This is a genomic window from Marinomonas gallaica, assembly GCF_001639745.1.
Taxonomy (GTDB): domain Bacteria; phylum Pseudomonadota; class Gammaproteobacteria; order Pseudomonadales; family Marinomonadaceae; genus Marinomonas; species Marinomonas gallaica.
This window is the reverse complement of record NZ_LTAX01000004.1, coordinates 132051-151043: the sequence shown is the minus strand read 5'-3', so window position 1 is coordinate 151043 and position 18993 is coordinate 132051. Positions and strand designations below refer to the sequence as shown.

At 43.7% G+C, this 18993-nt stretch carries 17 protein-coding genes; 5 read left to right on the top strand and 12 right to left on the bottom strand.

Annotation, left to right across the window (positions count from 1 at the left end; translation table 11 throughout):
- Nucleotides 1–7: 7 nt before the first annotated feature.
- Genes AYW76_RS06295 through AYW76_RS06285 form a run of 3 tightly spaced genes read right to left on the bottom strand, consistent with a single transcriptional unit; the run spans nucleotide 8 to nucleotide 3225 of the window.
- Nucleotides 8–1003, bottom strand: a complete 996-nt coding sequence (locus AYW76_RS06295) for a GHMP family kinase ATP-binding protein (RefSeq protein ID WP_067031043.1) — start codon at nucleotides 1001–1003, stop codon at nucleotides 8–10.
- Entirely contained in the window at nucleotides 1000–1716 is a 717-nt protein-coding gene (locus AYW76_RS06290) for a sugar phosphate nucleotidyltransferase (RefSeq protein WP_067217247.1), read from the bottom strand. The genes AYW76_RS06295 and AYW76_RS06290 overlap by 4 nt, the downstream gene beginning before the upstream one ends.
- The gene (locus AYW76_RS06285) at nucleotides 1717–3225 is read right to left on the bottom strand and encodes a B12-binding domain-containing radical SAM protein (protein WP_067217243.1); all 1509 of its coding nucleotides are present in this window, start codon (nucleotides 3223–3225) and stop codon (nucleotides 1717–1719) included.
- 144 nt (nucleotides 3226–3369) lie between these two features.
- Here AYW76_RS06285 and AYW76_RS06280 point away from each other — a divergent pair, with 144 nt between their 5' ends.
- Genes AYW76_RS06280 through AYW76_RS06260 form a run of 5 tightly spaced genes read left to right on the top strand, consistent with a single transcriptional unit; the run spans nucleotide 3370 to nucleotide 8575 of the window.
- Nucleotides 3370–4119: a hypothetical protein gene (locus AYW76_RS06280; RefSeq protein ID WP_067217240.1), complete on the top strand. Its 750-nt coding sequence runs from the start codon at nucleotides 3370–3372 to the stop codon at nucleotides 4117–4119.
- Nucleotides 4116–5246: a phytanoyl-CoA dioxygenase family protein gene (locus tag AYW76_RS06275; RefSeq protein ID WP_067217238.1), complete on the top strand. Its 1131-nt coding sequence runs from the start codon at nucleotides 4116–4118 to the stop codon at nucleotides 5244–5246. Before AYW76_RS06280 ends, AYW76_RS06275 begins: the two co-directional genes overlap by 4 nt.
- Nucleotides 5243–6163, top strand: a complete 921-nt coding sequence (locus tag AYW76_RS06270; RefSeq protein WP_067217234.1) for a hypothetical protein — start codon at nucleotides 5243–5245, stop codon at nucleotides 6161–6163. Before AYW76_RS06275 ends, AYW76_RS06270 begins: the two co-directional genes overlap by 4 nt.
- Nucleotides 6160–7707, top strand: coding sequence for a sulfotransferase domain-containing protein (locus AYW76_RS06265; RefSeq protein WP_067217231.1), 1548 nt, complete (start codon nucleotides 6160–6162; stop codon nucleotides 7705–7707). The genes AYW76_RS06270 and AYW76_RS06265 overlap by 4 nt, the downstream gene beginning before the upstream one ends.
- Complete coding sequence (locus tag AYW76_RS06260; RefSeq protein WP_067217228.1) at nucleotides 7694–8575, top strand: hypothetical protein; 882 nt, start codon at nucleotides 7694–7696, stop codon at nucleotides 8573–8575. The genes AYW76_RS06265 and AYW76_RS06260 overlap by 14 nt, the downstream gene beginning before the upstream one ends.
- Before the next feature lie 467 nt (nucleotides 8576–9042).
- Here the strand turns inward: AYW76_RS06260 and AYW76_RS06255 are convergent, their stop codons facing one another.
- Genes AYW76_RS06255 through AYW76_RS06215 form a run of 9 tightly spaced genes read right to left on the bottom strand, consistent with a single transcriptional unit; the run spans nucleotide 9043 to nucleotide 18989 of the window.
- Nucleotides 9043–10356, bottom strand: a complete 1314-nt coding sequence (locus tag AYW76_RS06255) for a glycosyltransferase family protein (RefSeq protein WP_067217224.1) — start codon at nucleotides 10354–10356, stop codon at nucleotides 9043–9045.
- The gene (locus AYW76_RS06250; protein WP_067217222.1) at nucleotides 10340–11293 is read right to left on the bottom strand and encodes a GDP-L-fucose synthase family protein; all 954 of its coding nucleotides are present in this window, start codon (nucleotides 11291–11293) and stop codon (nucleotides 10340–10342) included. The genes AYW76_RS06255 and AYW76_RS06250 overlap by 17 nt, the downstream gene beginning before the upstream one ends.
- Before the next feature lie 2 nt (nucleotides 11294–11295).
- Entirely contained in the window at nucleotides 11296–12234 is a 939-nt protein-coding gene (locus AYW76_RS06245) for an NAD-dependent epimerase/dehydratase family protein (protein ID WP_067217219.1), read from the bottom strand.
- A 2-nt stretch (nucleotides 12235–12236) separates the two neighbouring features.
- Complete coding sequence (locus tag AYW76_RS06240; RefSeq protein WP_067217216.1) at nucleotides 12237–13412, bottom strand: DegT/DnrJ/EryC1/StrS family aminotransferase; 1176 nt, start codon at nucleotides 13410–13412, stop codon at nucleotides 12237–12239.
- Complete coding sequence (locus AYW76_RS06235; RefSeq protein ID WP_067217214.1) at nucleotides 13412–14476, bottom strand: alpha-ketoacid dehydrogenase subunit beta; 1065 nt, start codon at nucleotides 14474–14476, stop codon at nucleotides 13412–13414. Before AYW76_RS06235 ends, AYW76_RS06240 begins: the two co-directional genes overlap by 1 nt.
- Nucleotides 14463–15413 (bottom strand): thiamine pyrophosphate-dependent dehydrogenase E1 component subunit alpha, encoded by a 951-nt coding sequence (locus AYW76_RS06230; RefSeq protein WP_067217212.1) that lies wholly within the window; start codon nucleotides 15411–15413, stop codon nucleotides 14463–14465. Before AYW76_RS06230 ends, AYW76_RS06235 begins: the two co-directional genes overlap by 14 nt.
- 57 nt (nucleotides 15414–15470) lie before the next feature.
- A complete protein-coding gene (locus AYW76_RS06225) occupies nucleotides 15471–16592 on the bottom strand; it encodes an acyl-CoA reductase (protein WP_067217208.1) in 1122 nt (373 codons plus the stop codon).
- On the bottom strand, nucleotides 16582–17646 hold the full coding sequence (locus AYW76_RS06220; protein ID WP_067217205.1) for a LuxE/PaaK family acyltransferase: 1065 nt from the start codon (nucleotides 17644–17646) through the stop codon (nucleotides 16582–16584). The genes AYW76_RS06225 and AYW76_RS06220 overlap by 11 nt, the downstream gene beginning before the upstream one ends.
- The gene (locus tag AYW76_RS06215) at nucleotides 17643–18989 is read right to left on the bottom strand and encodes an AMP-binding protein (RefSeq protein WP_067217201.1); all 1347 of its coding nucleotides are present in this window, start codon (nucleotides 18987–18989) and stop codon (nucleotides 17643–17645) included. The genes AYW76_RS06220 and AYW76_RS06215 overlap by 4 nt, the downstream gene beginning before the upstream one ends.
- Nucleotides 18990–18993 lie beyond the last annotated feature (4 nt).

Genomic DNA, 18993 nt, shown 5'->3' with positions numbered 1-18993 from the left:
TCGTAAGTTAATATTCATAGTGCTCATAAGAAACGATCTTACTTCCTTCGCTACCGATATTACAGCGCACATGGATGAGCTTCTGCAGCGCAGCGCGAATCGCTTCATGACTTTCTGGCGGTGCAAAAAACATCATAAAACCACCGCCTCCAGCACCTAATAACTTACCACCCCATGCGCCAGCATTGATGCCAGCCTGATAGATTTCATCGATCGCAGGCGTCGAAATACCATCTGCCAATTCTCGCTTCAAATGCCACGCTTGATCCAGCATAGCACCAATCTGATAAAATTCAGGGCTGTTTGATTGCAATATGGAACGGGCCTCTAGCGCCATCTGCTGTAGAGTATGAAACTGTTGACGTTTTTTACTTACATTTTCGATTTGTTTCACCGCAATGGTTTCCGCGATGCGGGTGAACCCCGTAAAAAACAACAAAATATGATCATTCAGTTGGGAATGGTTGCCGGGGCGCATGATCAATTTATTGATATCTACTCGGCCATTTTGCTGGAATTCGATAAAGTTCGTTCCACCATGAGCCGCCCAAATTTGATCCTGAGAGCCGACCTTTTCCTGAATGACGTCTTGCTCAATACGAATGGCTTCCATACCCAAATGATGCGCTGTAGAAATCTTACCTTCGACGCCTCGTAGCGCGTTAATCAACCCCACTGTGAAAGCCGAACTGGAGCCAAGACCAGAGCGCGCTGGCAAATCACTGAAATGATGCACTTCGATGCCATACTCAAGCGGGTACTCTGACATGACAGCACGTACGGCTGGGTGCTCGATCTCAGAGACGTCACTTACGTTCTCAATTTTAGAGTAGACAATACGATGCTTATGCTCAAAAAAAGGTGGTAACTTACGCACACTTAGATAGCAGTACTTGTCTATCGTGGTACCTAGCACGGCACCACCGTTTTCTAAATACCAAGCAGGATAGTCGGTGCCCCCACCAAACAAAGACACGCGAAAAGGCGTTCGAGTAATAATCATAAAGCATCCTTAAACAAAGTCTGGGCCGCTTGATAGCTCTCTGGTGTACCAAAGTCCAAAAATGATTGGCCTATGCATACACAGATTAACGGCTGCGGCGAAGATGCCATGAGAAAATCTTTTTCTAGTGATGTGATCTGGCTGTTTCTTAAACTCGCTAAGTTGTCACCAGAGAAATGATACCAGCCTGCGTTAATTTCTCCTGGACCCGCTTGCGAGTCTTTTTCCAAAAACTCAACCAGCTGATCCGTAGAATCTTTAAGTATTCGACCGTAGCGTCCGGCGTCGACTACGGAAGTGGTTAATATGGCGGAATGAGTCCTCGCTTGCGCGATAAACTCAGCGACTGAAAAATCTACAAAGGTATCACCGTTGCACACTAGCACCGACTCTCGCTGCGCCAGCATGGGATGCTTCAGCGCCTCAACCAAAGCGCCACCTGTGCCCAGTTGCTGCTGCTCTACTTGCCATGAAAACGACATATCAAGAGAGCAAGATTTCAACCAATCTATCACTTGGTTGGCTTTGTAGCCTAGGCAAAAATGCATTTCCTCAATGCCCTGTCGCTGCGCCCAAGTAATCAGATGATACAAGTAAGGGTGCTGTCCTATAGGCGCGAGGATTTTAGGTTTGTCCGCCACCACAGAACGTAAACGAGTTCCTAAGCCGCCAGCTAAAACAATAAGTGGCGGAATTTTAACCGACGCTACCACTCAACTCTTCTCCACAGCTGGAATCGTCTTGGCCGCATCATCTATTAGTTTACGTGACAAACGCGTACTCGCCATATCTTCAATATGCTGGCGCGTGTCCTTACCGAACTTTTGCTCAACAAACGTTAGATAGGGTTCATGATCAAAGTAACGATGAAAAGCATCATCACGAAATGCCAACACCTCTCTGGCAGAGATATGATTGGTCGGCAATGGCAAACAGTCATAGCTGTGCTGGGAAAAACCAGACCAAGTTTCAGGTAACTGCCATCCATGCTGCTTAGCTTGAACATAGAGTTGCGAGCCAGGATAAGCCATGGCTGAATAGAAGTTAATGAACTCGCACTGTAGCTCTAGCGCAAGATCTAACGTAGCTTGCATAGCCGCTTGATCATCATCAGGAAGACCAAAGATAAAGTTCCCCATGACATTAATATCAGCATTTTGGATCGATTTAACAATCGAGCGAATATCATCCTGTGAAAACGACTTTTCGGCGCCGTCGCGCACCACTTCGCTCCCTGATTCAATACCCAACGCTAACCAACGAATACCGGCTTTGCGCAACAGCGGCAACGTCTCGTCTTTGACAGTATCTACTCGCGCATAGGCCCAAATATTAAGCTCATTGGCAAAAGGCAGTGCTGCTAATCCTTCACAAATCGCCATATAATGACGCTTTTTCAAGACAAACATTTCATCGATGATTTTAAAGGTTTTCACACCATAAGTTTCATAGAGATGTCGTACTTCGGCAACGATATTTTCAGGTGAGCGAGTGCGGTAGCGATTGCTATCAAATGGTGCATTGATACAGCAAAACACACATTTATACGGGCAACCTAAGGTTGTGTAAATCGACGCATATGGCCGCCTCGATTCAAGTTCACCAAAGCATTGCCAGTTGTGAGCACGGTACTTTTCCATTGGCAACAGATGCCAAACATTGCCATGCAAATCCGCATCAAGATCTTCGGAAATAGGCGCCTTTGGATTAAATACCACACCGCCGTTAGACCTTCTTACTAGCCCATGCACGGCCTCCAATTCACATTCGCCTTGCAATGCTTGCCACAACTCATAGCTGGTCAATATGCCTTCACCCTGACACACATAATCAGCTTGAGTCTTGTCTAGCGTTTCACTTGGCAAAGCAGACACATGTCCGCCAACCAACAGCACAGGTAAATCAGGAGACACTGATTTGATTTCGTCAATAAGCGCTGATGCTCCGACCATCGTTTGTGTGGAGGCCGAAGGTTGATGACCAAAGGCAACCACGATCACTAAACTAGGAGCACTAGAGACAATGCTCTGAGCGGCACGCGCAGCCCCTAGTCCCTCAGCTTCGGTATCTAAAATCGACAAGGGTACTTGACGATCCAGTAGATAGCCGGAGATCAAACGCACCCACAATGGCGGCTCAATAGCAGTTAACTCATTCCCTAAGGATTGATAGATTTGGTCTCTACCACCTGGGTTGACGACTATTACGCTTTTTCTTGTCATAAGTTCAATGCCTGTAACTGTGATGCGATAATACTGAGCCTACTTGAGTGATTCATATCATCCTTATCGGCCTATCTCTTGTATTCTTTAAAAAAAAAAAGAATACTCCCCTAATCGAAAGAGACACCAAAGGTTCATAAAGATATGAAGAAATTTGTCACTATCTCAGGTAATAGAGCAGGCTCAACATGGTATCAACACATGATGAATTCAATCAAAGGAGTGTCAAGTGATTACGAAGCTCAGTTAGAAATGAATGTTCCGACTCCACAACACCTCCCCCTACTAAAAGAATCTTTTTCATTAGAAAACATTTTAGAATCATTGGCTTCAGAAGAACAGTCCCATGTAGTTGGTACAAAAATTGTACTGCCAGGTATAAGAAGATATACAGATTTGGACTTCGAATTTTTAAAAAGAGTTTTATCCGACTATCATATTATACATATAGGGAGAGATTACTTTGACAGTTACTACTCTAAATTCCTAAACAGAGGTCACCTTCTGAACGAACAGGGAAGGAAACCTGCAAAGCATACAAAATACTGGCTATCTAAAGAAGAAAAAAACACATTCGCACCTAGAGAAATAGATCTAAAAGAACTAGAAAAAGACCTTTCAAACAGATTAAATAATGAAAAATTAATACTAAAACATTTAAAAACAAAAAAAAATTACCAACACATAGAATACGATAAAATCCCTGAATTCTTTATAGATTCAGCCTTAAAAATCTGCAAAGAAATAGACAAAAATTCTCTAGAAGAAGCCCTAAAATCGCCAAGCACTAAAAAACACAAAGAAATTAAAAAGTCCGACTCTATAAATAACTATAGCCAAGTAATTGAAATAGAAAACAAATATAGAATATTAAGAAAAGAGCTTTTTCTATGAAAAAAATAATGGAAATAAAAGAGAATGAATTCTCAATAAATCACATAAAAAACCTATCGGAAGGGACATTAATAATAATAAGAAATTCACCAACACCTCATAAATTAAGAAATGAACTAAAAAAGAAAAACAAGAACCTAAACGACTTCTATCTCAAGAAAAAAAAACCATCCACAAAGGACATAAAAAAATTAACCAACAGAATAAAATCATTAAGAGATAACTACAAAATACCTTATCTTTTCAAAGAAATAATCGAAAAAATTCACTTCAAACCAATTAAAATTGATAATGGAATAAGTCGACTAGTATTTGATTCAAAAACTCTATCCGATATAGAAAAATGTGATTTTTTTGAAAGGGAAGATTTCAAAAGACGATCTCCAGATTCAAATACTGAGACTTTCATGCCAGGAAGCGCCAACATTCATAGGGACTTCAACCGACCTCACGACCACTTACAGATAAATTTTTGGTTTCCTATGCATGATACTAGCGATGAAGAAGTTCTTCGTATTTGGCCAGATCTTTATAAAGAAAATATATTAGATATGCCTAATTCTGAAGAAAACATTCATTCTTTAGGTGTGCCGGCTCAGTATCAACTGAATTTTGGCGATATTATAGTTTTCCATTCAGAACATATACACACTTCGCCAAAAAGAACCTCAGAAACGACAAGACATACATATGAACTTAGAGTTGCTTACGACTGTCATGATGATAACAACCATTACAGATCTAATTTTACAGACTTTAAAAATATAAAAAATGAAAAAAACCGAACTCAAATATCAAAAATAAAAAAAGGACTAAACCCCTCCAAAAAAAAATCTAAGAAAGAGACCTTCTCAGAAGAAATTTTTCTTTCACGATCAAAAGTGAAAAAACCATCAAGAGCTAATATAAAAGACTTTATATCGCGAACCAATAGCCCATACTTTTTAATGAGAATGGTTGAAGAAGTAAAGCCCAAAAAAGACTTAATAGAACTAGCAATAAAAAAAGCAGAAAAAGAAAAAAACAAGATACCGAAAGAAAAATACTTACCAGTAACTTATAAAAACCTTAGAACTCAGATAAAGCCTAGCGAATCAATAGAAAGAATGAAGAGAGATAAAACTTGAAAAATAAAGTTTTAAAATTAGTCTATGGCAATCATTGGAACTTTGGAATAAATATTGGCGACACTTTGTTACTTGTGAAATATGCACTCGAAACCTGTGGTTTATTTGCTGATATAGAAAAAGAGCCTAGCCCAAATCACATCAATATTTTAATGGAAAACTTCAACGAGGAGTACATCGCCAAGATGAGTAACATCTACAAAGAAGGTGGACGTTTTATCATCATTGGTACTGAATTCCTCACAAAAAATACGTTTAATAACTTTGAGTTCGAAGGTGACAGCTCTTACTACTTTGACGAAAGTTATTGGTCCAACCGTTTTAATTACTTTATAAAAGCGACCGAGTTTGCGCAGGCAGTCTGGCACTTTAGTGATATTGCTGCCAAAGACTATGAAAAATTATTGGATGTCCCTGTATTTTACTTCCCGCATCATTACTTACAAGCCTTCAAGCAAGTACAACATAGGTGTGATCAAGATAAAGATATCGATTTCCTGTTCACCGGTGCGAAAACAGATTATCGCTTAAACATACTCCATCAACTCAGTGCCAAAGGCTATAAAGTTGAAGTGATGCATGCACTGACAGCGCCTTTTCACCGGAACGACCTCATTGCTCGAAGCAAAATCGCGCTGAACTTAAAACAATTTGAGCAATGGCCATACCCATCACAGTCACGATTTTTTTATCATATTATCAATGAATCATTGTTGATTACTGAAGCAACTGAAGTTGAGGCAGACATTCAACCATACGTGCTTACAGCGCAAGGCAATTTTATAGAGTATTGCCAATATCAGCTAGAGAAAGGACACTTCAATGAACGTGCCCAAGAGAATACTAGACGCTTTGCTCAAGAAAAGCCTATGCTGCCAAGCATTCTACAAATACTAGAGGGGAGCTCACTTTTATGAGTAATGGCATTACTTTATCAGGCCAGCCTAGGTCAGGTTACGCATTGACTAACAATATTATTCATAAGCTTAAGTTGTGCGCTGGACTCTTGAATGACGACCAAGATCGACAAGCGGCTCAACAAATTACTCGAGATCCGGCTCTTCACTTAGTCGACGTATATCAAAAAGCACTAGTAGACTCTGGCTATAACTTAGATGAAGTCATTATTAATGGTGAGTTCCATAGTCTATTCGGAGGGCCTAAGTGGTTTGATGAGGATGGAAACTATTATGTAAGAAAATACATTGGCGTTCAGGGGAAAGGAGACCTACTAATTAATCATCGTATTCCTACTTTGATAGCCAAATATTACGATACTCTTCATTCACATGAGTTCCCTAGAACACTCATATCTCTATACCCTAATGCCCATCATCTAGCTTCCATTAGAAACCCTTTAGATATGATGAACTCGGCAAATCATTCAATCAATGCATTGAGTAGTGAGTACATTCAACGTACACCATCATTAGGCAGTGAGACTGAAATTAGAGAAAGTATTGCTTTATCTAAATTCTCTGACTTACGTTTATGTGACGGACTGATACAGCATCAAAAGCACTATTGGATGGAATTTCTGCCAATACAAGAGCATTTCTATAAAGTGGCCTGGGAGGACCTGATATGCTTCCCTTTAGAAACCATTCAAAAACTGAGTCGACACCTGAATATTGAGTTGAACATGGAGCAAATTCGCGCAATTTGGCACTCCATGGATCATAAAAACACTTTACTCTATCACCAGCATAATTTCCGTGAAAACCAAGGCATTGTAGGCGATTGGCGTAATAACCTAGTCAATGAACACATTGATCTTTTTAAAGATGCTGGCTTTGATGATATTCTCGATTCGCTAGGATACACCAAATTAAAATATTTCAATGCGCAAAACTATAATGTTAAACAGCAGCGCATCTCGCAAAATATCCATAAACAACATATCCCTAGTATTCCAGATCAGACGCTTGCCACATTCGCCTTCAATAAATCGAACATTGATACTAGCCAATATGATTTTTACCGCGGCGATTGGCAGGGAAATACCTGTATAGAGCGTGCCACTTTTACTGATCATGAACTGTTTAAGCAGCTAACAGAGCTCAGTGAGCATCGTATTGAACGTGCCTTTGAATACTGTAAATCGATACTACCTGACAACAACACCTTCTCAACAAACTTTATTAACCAACTAGTGGAATGTATCAGGTCAGGAGAAACTGTTGGCCTTTGGGGGATCTCTTACGACTTTGAGAGACTCAGTTCAGCGCTTTCACCAGCACTACTTGAACACGCCAATGTAACATTATTTGACCAACTCGAAGCCGGTGTCATAGTTGGCCAAAAAACGATTATTTCATCCGATAAACTAGTTGAATTTAAAGGCAAAATTTTTGCTGTTCCAGCCCAACCAGGTGCGATAAATAGTATGAAACGATTTGCAAAAGCGAAGTGTTTCGAACATCAACTAATCACCAACGAGACAAATTATGCCGCAATTTAGTGTTGTCAGTTATGGCTACTCTGCAAGCCGATGGGTTGCCTTCGCTTTAGCTTCTCACCCTGATGTATTTGTTGCTCATGGCACTTATGCCCTTAATTCTATTATGGATGGAAATCCTGAAGCTGAACGAGATAAAGGTGCCAGTGGTGACCGCCTAGATCCCTTAACAAGGGGACGCACGGACCTTCAACTCAAAGACTATTCACTTGGCGAGCTTTATGAGTTGTGTCAGACGCAGTACCCTGGAAGGGCATCATACGGTAACGTCCACACATTTGTTCCTAGAGAGCTTTTTTATAAGGCTGATTTTGAGCATGTTAAACCATCAGTCTTTCACCTAGTGCGCGAGCCGTTTGCATTCGTAACAAGTCACACCAGTGGAGTCTTACAAGCAGAGGAAGTGCCTGAGTTGTGCGAGCACTACCAGCGCTTTTTCAACTTATTTCGCGAGCGCTTCCCCCATATTCAAGAGTGTCAATGGTTTGACCCAGCAAGCATTCAACAAAAAGCGTTCTTAGTCAGCTGTTATACGTTATTTAACCTAGCGCAAGACATTCGTCGCTACGGTGCAAAAATGACGACTGTACGTATGGAAGAACTGACCATAGATATTGATTGCCTAAAAAGCGCTTGTGAGCAGATAACGGGATTAGAATATGACAAGGCTACACTCCAAGTATTATTCAATACAGGAGCATTAAATTTACACCAGAAAAAGCAATCGGATAAACCTATCGGGTACGATACATGGATGCCATGGCAACAAGAAGCGTTTCGCTATGTACTTTCTGAAGAACTGTACGAGTACTTAAATGAGCTAGGCTATCCCCTACCAACATTATCTTTTCGTTATAAACAGTTCGATTAATATCGAACTGTTTCCTCTATTATGCCGACTCGTTCTAGAATCTAGAATACGCATATTACTCGGCATCTATTTTACTTTGGTAATTTGGCATCATGCTCTCCATAAACATTTTTAATTCTGGAGAAAAATGATTTGGAACTATTAATGGTGAAGACTTTAGTGATAACGGAATTAACTGCTCACCAGATTTCTCTACGGCCCAGAACCCTTTCCAGATAGGGACCTTCCCTAACACCTCTCCAACAGCAAAAGTAACACCTGGATGAACCGACGTAAGAGCCTATTTCAAGAACTCTTAGAGGACGATTCAAATTTTTTAAGCGGGCTGTTGAGATAACTTCCATACTGTTGCCATCATATAGACATGTCGGTGAGGGCTCCCTCTTACGCCATGCGCTTCATCTAATATAGGCTGGGTATAAACTCTTTTAGAAGCTTATATACTTCATTTAGCTTTGCTGAATACATTAGTTAATCCTTTCAAGTAGTTCTGCACACCAGTCTACATAGCATGGAGAGACATTTTGCCTATTGTCAGAGCCATTTCGGCTAGAGATATTATCAATCAATTTGATCAAATCGAGTTCTGTTTTGAAGTAGTGAATACCATTGTAGTGGCCGCACTTTTCAAATATCCGAGTCTCTCGGTTATCCTGCTCCACTAATTGACACCCACATTGTAATGCTTCTCTCACCTTTCCCTTACACTGCTCTCTGAATGAATAGGTTTGAGTATTCACCACAATTTTTGTACGACGCAATAAAGCTGCGTATTCCTCGGTTGGCACTGGCTTGCGGCTTTCCCCGGAGACTCCCCCAATATGATGGAATCGATGTCCATAGTGTTGTTGCAGCAGATCGATCCACTTTCCGCGCTCACCAACACGACTGCCAAATACGGCAATTTCAATATCTTTCTCAATTGTAGGGTCAAAGTAGAAGAGGCTTGGGTCAAACCAAGTTGGGTGAAAAATAACACGCTCTGGTTGAATATGTTGATCATAAGGGGGCATTTGCTTATGCATACGCTCTAGACGTGTCGCATTTGAGTTCTCAATGACTAAGTCTGCATAGCGAAGTACTTGGCGCTCATACTCCAGATACCCAGAATCAGCATTTTCTTCGTCGTAATCCCACCAAACTGTGAGTATTTTGAGTTTTGGTAGTTGCTGTTTTAAAGACAAGAAAAACTCAGCAGAGAGGTTCTCTTTAACATGTGTAGGTGTATGAACTAATAAATCAGGCTGAAATGCCAATACTTGTTGTCGAAGTTCCAACGCCCAGTCTTGTAGACGCAGAGACATAAAACAATCACCGTAAAGGCGATGACATTGTAAACTTGGATAAGCACCATTAAGCTCTGAGATAATATTCGCTTCATAAGCACGGCTTGATACCACCACATGTGCAGCGTATTTAAAAATATTCTGGGGTGCAATAACAGGCAGCCCCTTCAATTTACTGCCCCATAAATCTGAGTTTTTATCAGCAATGGCTACAATATTGAGTCGAGATAATTGCCCCCAATATTGGGTAGTGTGAGCACCACCGCCATAAACCACAACCGGATCACTCCCAATATGCTCCTTAGCTCGTTTAATTGATGCTTCGATTAGTGAGATGCTATCCGCTTCATCCCATCCAAAATCATAGGTTTGCGTCTCTCCTAGCAAGCCAGACTGAACCATAGGCTCACGCACTTCAAGCTTGCCAGCGGAGTCATCATAGCACTTTGATTCAAAGCGATGGATCGCAAAAAACGTTTTAGGTTGCTGCTGCATAATCAAGATAATATCGATAAGTCTGCTCTAGACCTTCGTTGAAAGAAGTTTCTGGACGCCAGTCATGGGAAAAGCAACGCTCGCTATCTAGCGCTTTATGAGGCATTCCATCTGGCTTATTCGTATCCCAATTGAGTGCACCCTGGTAGCCCACTATGTTGGCAATGGTTTCCCCTAATTCGCGTATGGAGATAGATTGTCCACCTGCTAAGTTAATCGCTTCAACACCTTGGTATTGCTCTACGAAATGCAGCATGCCTTGTACCGCATCATCGATATACAAAAACTCGCGTGTAGGTGACCCTGTCCCCCAAAGCGTGACTTCAGATAATCCTTGTTGCTTGGCTTGATGAAAGCGGTTAATCAGAGCAGGAATCACATGACCGCGTTTATCATCAAAGTGATCACCAGGGCCATAAAGACTGGTCGGAACCAGCGTGAAAAATCCTTTTCCATATTGAGTCGCATAATATTGAGTAAGGCGCATTGCGGCTAATTTCGCCGTCGCGTACGCTTCGTTCGTTGGCTCAAATGGTCCGGTCAAAAGACTGTCTTCTCGCAGAGGTTGAGCAGCTTCACGAGGATAATAGCAATTTGAGGCTAAGTTCATTAGACGGGCAACGCCGTACTCTGCAGAAGCACGAATCACATTACTGGCAATCATAAGATTATCGTAGAGAAAATCGACAGGCAGGGTTCGATTAGCTTCAATGCCCCCTACTTTGGCCGCTGCTAACAGTACAACATCAGGCTTTTGCGTAGCGATAAAGTCATGTGTGCGAGCCTGATCACGCAAGTCTAATTCAGCTTTGGTAGCCGTGATCAGGGTGATATTACGTTGTTCTAAAGCCCGAACCAACGCTTTTCCCACCAAACCAGTATGACCGGCAACGTAAACACGTTTGCCGGTGAGGTCAAAATACTTCTCTTTGGCCATGATTAGACGTTCGAGAATTTTGAGTTAGAAATCATACGGTAACCTTTGATCAGCTCCGCAATACCCTGATCCAATGAGTGATCTGGCATGTATCCCGTTGCTTCAATCTTGTCATTTGAAACAATGTAATCACGCTTATCAGGGTCTTCACCAATCGGCGCTTCTAAGAATGTAAAGCCAGACACTTGCTGCTGAATGCGTTGGCACAATTCCATTTTCGACAAGTTGGCATCCGATAGACCGACGTTGTAGGCCTCGCCTTGCATAGTGTCAAAATTCTCAAGGCCATGAACAAAGGCTTTGGCGACATCGCGGATATGAATGTAGTTACGCTTAAAGTGCGACTCGAACAATACCAATGCACGGTCTTTCACAGCGCGGTAGACAAAATCGTTGACCAATAAATCCAAGCGCATACGTGGTGAAAACCCAAATACGGTTGCGAGGCGGAAGCTAATCGCGGAGCCGTGCTCTAATACTGCTTGTTCCGCTTCTACCTTGGATTTTCCATATAGGCTAATGGGGCGCAATGGTGATTCTTCAGTACAAAATTTACCTGATTCACCAATGCCGTAGCCGCTATTGGTAATCGGCATTAGGATGCGCTGATCTTTGCTAAGTAGCTTAGTCAGCATCACCACCGCATCACGGTTTGTAGTCACAGTACCGATTTGATCACGGTCACATAACGGTGCACCGACAAGCGCAGCTAATGGCACGACCACATCAGCATCTTTCACCAAACGCTTCATAGTGGCTTCGTCTCGCGCGTCACCGCGCTCGACATTAAAATTCGGATGGGCAACCACTGCGTTTAAAGAGTCTTGACCAAACATAAAGTTATCTAACACGGTCACTTTATGACCCAAGTCCAGAAACTTAGGCACCATTGTGGTACCTAGGTAACCCGCGCCACCCGTGACTAAAATATGTTGTGACATGCTTATAACTCCTTCGCAGCGTTGTCGAGAACGTCTTTTAATAAATGTAATTCTTTACTCAGATCAAATGCGTGATTACCGACAAAGAAGCCGTAGTCGTGGGCGATATGGGCATTTACAATCGGAGTCGCTTCCGAGTAATCGTAGTACTTGATGACATCGTGTTTAAGGAAGCTACCACCCGTAATGATACGGAAGCCAATTTTCGCTTCTGTTAACGCCGCAAAAATCGCTTTACGGTCTAAATTCATTTCTGGGTTCAAAACAATGGTGAAGCAAAAACACGATGACTTGCCATTCTCTTTTTGGATAATGAAACGTCCATCATGACCAAATAAGTCTTGAAATAGCGCCCAGTTCTTACGACGCTCTTCAGTAAATGCTGAGAGTTTTTTGAGCTGCTCTAGTCCAGCCGCTGCATTTAGCTCAGTTGGCCGAACATTGTAACCTGGCAGAATAAATCGGTAGGCTTCGAATAAATCTTCTCCTTTGCGCTCATACAACAAAGAGTCTTCCGGCAGATCGCGAGTCCAGCCATGGGCACGTAGGCAACGACAAAGCTGATACAGCTCCTCGTCGTCAGTTAGAATCATGCCGCCTTCCATGGTAGAGATATGATGAGAGAAAAAGAAACTAAAGGTATTAAGGTCACCGTAAGTACCAGCCTTTTGGCCGTTTAGCTCCGCATCCATGGATTCACAGTTGTCTTCCATAAAGTACAGATCATGACGGTCTGCTACATCACGCATCACATCCAGTGCCGCTGGGTTACCTAAAATACTGACGCCTAAAATCATTTTTGTCGCTGGTGTAATCGCTGCTTCAATCAAAGCAGGATCCATATTTAAGCTTTCTAAAGCAATATCAACAAAACGTACTTTCAGCCCATATTGCTGCAGTGGGTGATAAGTGGTTGCCCAACTTAGCGCCGGAACAAGTACTTCGTCACCACGCTGTAGCGGATTGTCTTTTTTAAAAAATAATGCTGCGATGGCAATTAAATTAGCGGACGAACCTGAGTTCACCATAATGCCGTATTGCTTATTGTGATACGCAGCAAATTTTTGTTCAAACTCGGCAACGCGAGGCCCCATCGTAAAAAAGCCCGAATCCATAACGGTTTGCAGGGCATCTAGCTCTTCTTGCCCCCATGTAGGAGCCGCTAAATCGTATGACATTAAAAAGGTCCCTTAAATTGAGTCTGATAAGCCAATTGGCACTGATCATCAGCGGGCACCCAGTCTTGTTTGCCTGATGCAAGCTGGTAGGCCGTGATCGCTATCGTTTTTGGATTTGGGTAGAAGGCATCTTCTAGCGAAGGTGTCGTTGGGCAGGTGGTAGGAGCAAAGCCCATACGCTTAACGGCAGGTTTTAACGAGATGTTTTCGCTTTCTGCCACGCGCGCCACGATTTCCGCCGAAAAACCGCAGTTTAACCACGCATTATCAACCACGAGTAACTTGCCAGTCTTATTCACAGACGCCTCAATGGTATCAAAGTCCAACGGTGAGATCGTAACCGGATCGATCACTTCTGCCTCGATGCCTTGCTCTGCTAACAACTCAGCAGCACGCATAGCTTCCATCACCATATTTGAAACGCCGACGATGGTAAGGTCATTACCTTCACGCAGTACGCGAGCTTTGCCAAACTCCACCGTATAAGGTTCTTCTGGCACATACGCTTCCGTAGCGTAAAGTAGACGATGCTCCATAATGAGTACTGGATTATTATCGCGTACAGCCTGCATCGTTAAGCCTTTGGCATCATACGCGTTCGAAGGCGCCACGACTTTCATACCGGGCACATGGGCAAACATGGAGTGTAGACCTTGTGAATGTTGCGCGCCCTGCCCCCACGATTTACCAATCATGGTTCGGATCACTAATGGCACTTGTACCGTACCGCCATACATATAATGGCTTTTCGCAGCAATGTTCACTAGCTGATTCATACACAGCATTAAGAAATCCATGCGGATGTGTACATGTATTGGGCGTTGACCTGCCATCGCGGCACCAATGGCTACCCCCGTCATCGCATCTTCTGACAATGGTGTGGTGAATACTCGCTCAGGGCCAAACTTTTCAACAAGCCCCTTCGTCGAACCTTGTATCCCTTTATGGTCATCAATATCCAAGCCCATCATAAAGACGCTACTATCAGCATCCATGGCTTGCTCTGCGCCTTCACGAAGCGCATCAAAATACTTGAGTAAACGCGAGGTATTAGGCGTAGACATAATTGTATAGTTCCTCAGCTGCAGGAAATGGACTCTGTTCGGCAAACTCGACAGCAGCCTGAATACTGGCTTCAATATCTTGATCAATTTGAGCTTTTTCTTTCTCATCAAGACTTTGACCAAGGGTCACATAGACATCCTTAGCGCGCCACTGCTCACCTTCTTCGAGACTACGATAACCTTGATCGTAATCTTCACAAGGCCCTACGTGTTCGTACCAACGATGGGTATGGCACTCGATAAAGGCAGGACCTGCTTCGGTACGCATGTCATCGATAACCTTTCCTACATGCTCGTGAATAGCCAAAATATCGGGCTCTAAAAAGCGTCTAGCCGGAATACCATAGGTGGCAATACGTTCCGTTAACGTATCGGCGGCCCAACGTTTATGGAGCGGCTCGTGAATAGCAAGACGGTTGTTTTCCACAACAAATAAAATCGGCAACTTGTGTAATGCGGCAAAGTTTATACTTTCGCTAAAGCAACCCTCTTCAGTTGAACCGTCCCCCATAAAAGCCACCACTACATCGTTGCGGCGCTGCTGCTTGATCGCGAGTGCGTGACCGACTGCAACAGGAATCCCGGTACCTACTACAGCAGACATACCGATAACACCTTTACTGGCCTCGACTAAGTGCATAGAGCCAGCTCGGCCTTGTGCACAGCCGGTCTTTTTACCATAAAGCTCAGCCATCATGCTGTTTAGATCTCCGCCTTTGGCGAGATACACCCCATGACCGCGGTAAGTACCAGCGGCGTAATCCGTCTCACGTAAGTGATCAATGACCGCTGCGGCAATGTATTCTTGACCTATCGCTAAATGCACAGGGCTTTTAATTTTATCGGAGGGATAGATTTCAGAGATGACTTCTTCCGCTCTACGAACCAGAGCAATGGAGGCATAAAGCCGTGCTTCCAATGATGAATACTCTGTCATAATGAACCTCTTTATTGTGTCATAACCAGCGTATCGGCCTGACTTTAAGTTTCTAAATTAAAGACGTACTTTTTTACTTAAAATAGTTGTCAAATCAATACCATCCCACACTTTATCAAAGTTTAGAGCGTGACCCATTTGCGCGAATTGACGTACATTTGAACGTGTCATTAATGCGACTTTGGCAGCTCGATCGAGCCCAAAGGCAGTAACAGATTGAATGTGATTGGGCAGTTGTGCGGTTATCGTTGCCAGATCACTACATTGACTTTGCCCAACCACGCCCTTTAGGTGCTGATCACCTCCTAAAATACTTGAGGCCTCAATCACCTTGATATTGCCATAAAACACTTTAACGCCGCCTAGTGCACACAGATATTGGCTAGCGACTAAGCGCTCATTAGCAGGGAAAGCCCCCACTAAACAGGCATCCACTGCTTGCCAAAACTGTTGTTGTAAGGTTTTATCAGTTTGATACCAAAGCACCCATTTCGGCGAGGCACAAGCCTGTTGTTGGTAAGTGCTCACATCACGTGCAAACCCTTCGGCAAGCTTAGGGATTCTCGGAATATCGGCTTCTGTAAGATGGAGTACACTGACCGAATAACGATCTGGAAACACCCACTCTTGCGCCTGGGCTGGCAGTGGCATTTGTCGAATAGACTCAATACTTTGATCACTGCCCCAAAGCATACGTAGTTGACACCAGTGACTGAGTTTTTGTGTTATATCAGAGCGTTTATCATAGCTGATAAAGGCTTGTTCAGAGAGTCCAGCTGTTTGGACATCCAATGATTCCAACAAGGTAAACAAAGCCCGCTGATCGTCGGTCAGTTGCTCGCTTACACGTACCACTGTTTGATTACCCATTAAGTAGGACAATGCCCAACTGTAAGCAAACAATCCTTCAACATTGGAAGGCGACACAATAAATACGCGTCCTACCGGTGCTAGTATTACTTTGTCATCGTTGGCGTATTCTTGCTGCCATTGGCGTAGTTGCGACTCGCGCAACCAAAAGCCTAACGCTGTTAAGGCAGCACTGTAATGCCCCGATAATAATACTTCTGAAAGCCGTACTAAAAACTGAACGCGTTTCTCACTAAAGGGCATTATCTGGGTACGAGACCATTGCAAATAGTCTGGACTTCCCGCCCAAAGCTGTATGTTAGAAGACATCGCTACAACCTCGCACTTCGGTTTTTGGCAAACGCCCTAGCACTTCAAAGTAACGTCCTTTGCGTCCGCATGGGCAATCGCCTTCTCCCAATAGTCGCCCAAGGTCTTCCGTTAAGATAGAGTGGCCTGGATAGCTTTTCGGGATAAAGGACAGCACTTGTATTAAACCGCTTTCGCCGATGTTTTTTACTTCCAACGTCTCTTGATCACGAATAATCACGTCGGCATAACTTGGCGCATGTAGGTGACCTTGCTCGCACTCGACAAACACACTGCCGATCTGCTCGACCATACCATAGAAATTATGGACTGCTACGCCTTCACCCAGCGCTTGGCGCACGGTTGTTTTAAAAGCGTCATTGGAGACCGCTTGATCTTGCAGCTTTTTCCAGCCACCAGAGTGAAACAGCAAGGCTTGGGGCAACAGATTTGATCGATCAGATGCAATCAATGGCTCAATAAAGTGCTGCCATACCATAAAGGTAAAACCAAAAATCAGCACTGGCGCATTGGCATATTTAGCAATAAATTCATCAATGACTGGCCAGTTAGGCGTCATATCTGAATTCAGTGCGTAGGTATGATCTCGCCCTAAAAACGAAAGCCCTTGTACGCCCGCGCCACGGGCAGAAAAACCCGCTTTATCGCCGGTTAAGCCATCATGATCAATGATCAATATTGGGCGGCGCGCTTTACCAGTAAAAGACGACAATAACGAGACTAACACTTTGGACTGCAACGCCGCCGTATCGCGGTCGAGTACGATTTGCGATTTGACTTGGGAGGTGGTGCCCGATGAAGTGAGTGTTTTGAATACATCTTCAGGTTGAGTACTACTCAGACATAACATTTTGAATAAGCGCGCGGCCACAAACGGCACCGCATCTAACGACTCAGCAACCCTAGCTTGTTGACCTTGGCCAGCAAGTAAGTTCGCGTACGGCGCACAATGGGCTTGATGATGCAGCGTCAGTCGATTCAGCTCATCCAGCAACCAAGCCTGCTTTTCCGCTTTGGCAAGACCAAAGACCTCAAGGGATTTCCAATCACTCATAGCCACCTCGCTTCGCGCTTCAGTAAAGGGTAATCCACTTTGCCACTATTGGTATACGGAATCCTGTCGAGCAAAATGAGTTGATAAAACGCTGGATGCACACTGAGCTCTTGTAGATAAGCGACGATTGTTGGTTGATGCTGACAGTCAGCATAGGCAATCACTAATTTGTCTTCTTGCCCTAGACACGCATTTTCAGTCACGCCACGCTGTTTGAGTGTTTCCTCTAGATGGGCAAGACTTATGCGCTTACCCTGCATCTTAATAAAACGGCTTTTACGCCCTGTGATATAGAAGTAACCCTCTGCATCACGCTTAGCAAGGTCACCGGTATGCAGCACAGACTTGCCCTGCCCCAACCCTAAATCAACACGGTTTGCAGCATAGCCCATCATGACATTTTCACCTTGATAGACCAGCTCGCCTTCTTGATTAGGTTCAGTGACTTTAGCGCCATTCTCATCCACCAACGTCAGTTCGCCCCTTGGTACGGATATACCGATGGAACCTAGCTTTTCTAGCAAATAATCAGGAGGCAAATAAGAAATACGTGGCGCCGCTTCGGTCTGCCCATACATCACATAAAAGCGTTGCTGATTGGCTTGGCAGTGCTCAGCAAAGGCTTGTAATACTTCGTTGCGCAGCTTGCCACCCGCTTGGGTAAAAACCTTAAGCGCCGGCAGTGACATGTTGAAAAAGCGTAAACGCTGCAAGGTTTCAAAATGAAACGGCACGCCGGAGAAAGACGTTACGGCCTGCTCTTTCATCAGCGCCCAAAAGGCTTTATCGGTAATGCTTGTCTCAGTAACCACTAGACTCGCCCCTACCCACAGATAGGAATTTAGAATCGACAAGCCAAACGAATAGGTTAACGGTAACGACGTGATTGAGCGCGCGGTACTATCAAGCTCTAAATATTCCACAATGGCGGCGGTGTTAGCATCTAAATTCTGAGCTGAAAGACGCACCATTTTCGGTGAGCCCGTGCTGCCAGAGGTGGACAGCAATAATCTTAAATCGGTATGTGACTGCTGTGTCGTGTTAACAGGGGCCAGTACTGTCACTTGGTTATTGTATAGCAGAAAGTTGGGCTGGTATTCAGCGTATTGCTTAAGCTGCTCGGCGTCACTTATCAGGATCATTGGCGCACGAGCCATCAGACACGCCAAGTAGTCCACGATGGATGCGACGCTATTTTCCATCACCAATGCTACCAGCTGATGAGACGCAAGTTGATTCGCCACCTGCTCAGCTTGCTGTGTTAATTGCTCATAAGAGACAACTTGTTGCCTATCGATTAGCGCAATACCCGTGTGCTGTTTGATTCGTTCGATAAGCTGCATCGTG